The 3,498-nt window shown below is 47.6% G+C and carries 1 protein-coding gene; it reads right to left on the bottom strand.

Annotation, left to right across the window (positions count from 1 at the left end):
* Nucleotides 1-987: 987 nt before the first annotated feature.
* On the bottom strand, nucleotides 988-2,460 hold the full coding sequence (locus QUA99_RS28675) for a DEAD/DEAH box helicase (protein ID WP_333243612.1): 1,473 nt from the start codon (nucleotides 2,458-2,460) through the stop codon (nucleotides 988-990).
* Nucleotides 2,461-3,498 lie beyond the last annotated feature (1,038 nt).

Here is a 3,498-nt window from a genome sequence, read left to right as displayed (position 1 = left end):
TGTCTACACAGTCTCTTATGCTTATTTTGTTAACTTTGTCAAGTTCATCTTATACCAAATTAGATGAGCTTACCCTGCTTATTTATGAGGTTTTTTAGCTCTTCGGTGAGTTTACTGGAGGGCTTTTTCCTAATGTGCGATCGCCAATTATAAAATAGTACAATCATAGTGCTTGCAATCTGTGTTTTTCGTAAGTGAGTTTAATTTGAGATATTGCACCATTCTCGCTTAACAGGCTTTCGGGCCTGTTCCACAACAGATTAATTTTCTTGTGTGGTGAACTATTCTAGCCCGCCCCTAAAAGCCGGATTCAGAATCGTGCCATATCTCAAGTTTTATCCGACTAATTTAGAGGCAGTAAAGGAGCGAATACGCTCTCAATCCACTGCGGATAACCTTCGCTTAACTTTCTACGCATAGCAAGAGATGCTTGTGGAGAGCATTAAAGTATTATATCAATTAATTCAAGCATTATTTAGAAGTCAACTGTTAGAAAACTATTCTCAGCATCAGCGCGTGGCTTGCTGTTTCTTCGGCGGTTTTCTCAAGATATTCGTCCCTTGCATATTGTCTGTACTGGTGTCTAACCCTACTGATTATTACGATCGCTGTTTATGTGCCAAAACAGCCCCAATGGATAACTCCCACAACTAGGAAGCAATTAGAATGAAATGCAGTATTCAAGGATTTCCAGGTATTTCTGAGGCTCGGGAAATCATTCATACTGTTAGATACCGAGGTAAAATCGTTGTAATAGATAAAGTTCCCGCATAGGTTTGTACATTCTGTGGCAATATGCTTTTCAAACTAAAGACAGTTTGACAAATTGAAAAGTTACTCAAAACAACAATAAAACCTGCACGTTCAGTGCCACTTTATCAGTATTCAGCATCAGGTAAATGCTAATACGAAACAAATTAAAAAATAAGGTGCGCACTGCGCACCCTACAAGTTACAAAATAAGGTGCGCACTGCGCACCCTAGCAATTAGCTGTTCTGAGGAACGGGAGAAGAAACGCTCGATGCCACAGAAGTAGTCGGCGCAGGAGTCTTAGCCCGTTTCTTGATCAAGATTGGCTTGACGATGTTTTCTCCACCAATCGGGGGATCTTCTTGTTGAGCGTAATCCGCGCCCATCCAAGCAGGACGGCTTTGGTCGAAAGCCATTTGCAAAGCAGCAGCGGCGATCGCGTGGGAGTCGTACTCCTCGGATAACTGAGATACTAGAGGCAAGAAAGATGCCATCCGTTCGCCCGCCAAAGCTTCGCGAACTTTACCCTGCATCTTTTCCAACTGACGTGCTTCAATTTGCGCCCGTGTCGGAATGTTTCGCACCGTCAAACTCGATCGCACGTGGCGTTCAATCAAGCGCAGTTTGCGGCGATCGACCGGTTGAATCAGCGTAATCGCCGTTCCTTCGCGACCAGCCCGGCCCGTGCGTCCGATCCGGTGAACGTAGCTTTCCACACTGTCGGGTAAATCGTAGTTAATCACGTGAGTCAAGTGATCCACGTCCAAACCCCGCGCCGCAATATCAGTCGCCACTACCCAGCGCACCTGACATTGGCGGAACCGATGCAACAAACGTTCCCGCTGTGCCTGATTCAAATTACCGTGATACTCGTCAACGCTGTGACCTGCTGCTTGCAGTTGGCTGGTCAGTTCTGCCGCCGACTGCCGAGTCCGCACAAAAATCAGTGCAGATTCCGGGTCTTCCATTTCTAGGATTGGCTGTAGGGCTCTTGCCTTCGACCAGCCGCGGGGAACCATGTACACGCCTTGGCTGATGCGCTTCGGCGTTGCTTTTGGCTGTTCTACGGTGACGTTGACTGGGTTGCGCAAATGCCGCGCCACCAATTTCCGAATGGAAGGTTCCATCGTCGCCGAGAAAAATGCCGTTTGACGTTCTTGTGGTGCAGCATCCAAGATTTTTTCCACATCTTGGATAAAGCCCATGCTCAGCATTTCGTCAGCTTCATCCAAAACCAGCCACTTTACCTTGTCTAGTTTCAGGCTGCCGCGGCTGAGCATATCCAATATGCGTCCGGGTGTACCGACAACGACGTGAACGCCGCGCTTCAAACGCTGCATTTGACGATCGATCGATTGACCGCCGTACACCGTCAGAACTTGCAGAGAGCGACCCACTTTTACCGGGCCGTCGTTGCTGATGCCGCTCAAATCGCGGATGGCTTCAGTTACTTGCATCGCCAATTCGCGAGTCGGCGTCAGCACCAGTGCTTGCACCGCAGTTACATCTAAATCAATCCGCTCCAAGATGGGCAACGAGAATGCTGCCGTTTTGCCTGTCCCTGTTTGGGCTTGACCCACAACGTCGCGACCTGCTAACAGGTGCGGAATTGCTTGTACTTGGATGGGAGTAGGTTCTGTAAAGCCTAGTGTTTCCAGATGGAGAACGAGTTCTTCCGAAAGACCTAAGCCTTCAAACAATAAATTCATTAATGCTCCTAATAACGAGTCTTAGCCTTCTAAGTTGCCCAACTCGGATGCGGATTTCTGCTCGGCTGCAGGAACTCATAAGAGTTCTTTATGGTGCTGCGCCTGCGCGCACCTTCTTAAATAGCAATCGAGTATAGGGCAGCTCCGTCGATGGTGACTAAATTTACCAATTCGACAGCCGTCTTTGATTTTGTGACATCGCCGATACCAACCGCCAGGGGTCGGGTTATAGGCTTCCAACATTCTTCAAACAGGACATTGGACTTCCTTTGAGGTACTTGCAAGCTTTCCCTCTCAGGCATTTTATAGTGAGGATCATGACCAGCCCCACTTCACTACACAGTAGTAACAGGTTGTTTGGTTCAGGCGCTGTCCCGCAATCCGTCGCCTGCGGGATTGAGCAGGGGATGGGGCGACCGTCAGTCGATTTTAGATTTTAGATTTTAGATTTTAGATTGACTCCACAGATGAATCAGGGAGATTTAACTTTCCTCTAAAATTTTTATCTCTCCACGACTTAAGCCGGAGGCTTGTATTCCTTTTTGGGCTACCGTTACCGCCTATCCATCTCAACACTCTTTCGGGATACCGTTGTGGTGTAGGGCGGACGGCGAAGCAATCTCAAATTATCCCCGCTTATTTCTGGCTTGTTATCATCATAACTCTTTACATTCAGAAACAAAACATTAAATTCGTTAAAATTCTCCGATCGTTCTGTAGAGATTACCGCACCCCTAGGGGGAGGGTCGATTGCCAGATAGGGGCTAAAAAAGTTTAGAACCCCTTTGCTACATATCTTTGCACAATATTGTACAAACAGTTACTTTTGCTGCACAATCCGCTAATCATTTTTGGCTGGTGTCGGGTTTTTGTTCGCCGCACCGCCGAGCGCGACAGTTCCAGCAGCACTCAGACTTGACCCCGCCGAGCACCGGATATAGTGCCACGTCAATTCATGAGAGTCGATCCCACAATTTTAGGCCACAGAGCGAGCTCCCAGATGAGTCTGTGCAGTCAATCTCAAATCTCAAATCTCAA

Origin of the sequence: Microcoleus sp. F10-B2, from assembly GCF_036704965.1 — a bacterium.
GTDB lineage: Bacteria > Cyanobacteriota > Cyanobacteriia > Cyanobacteriales > Microcoleaceae > Microcoleus.
The sequence above is the reverse complement of the archived record's forward strand: the minus strand, read 5'-3'. Positions and strand labels throughout refer to the sequence as shown.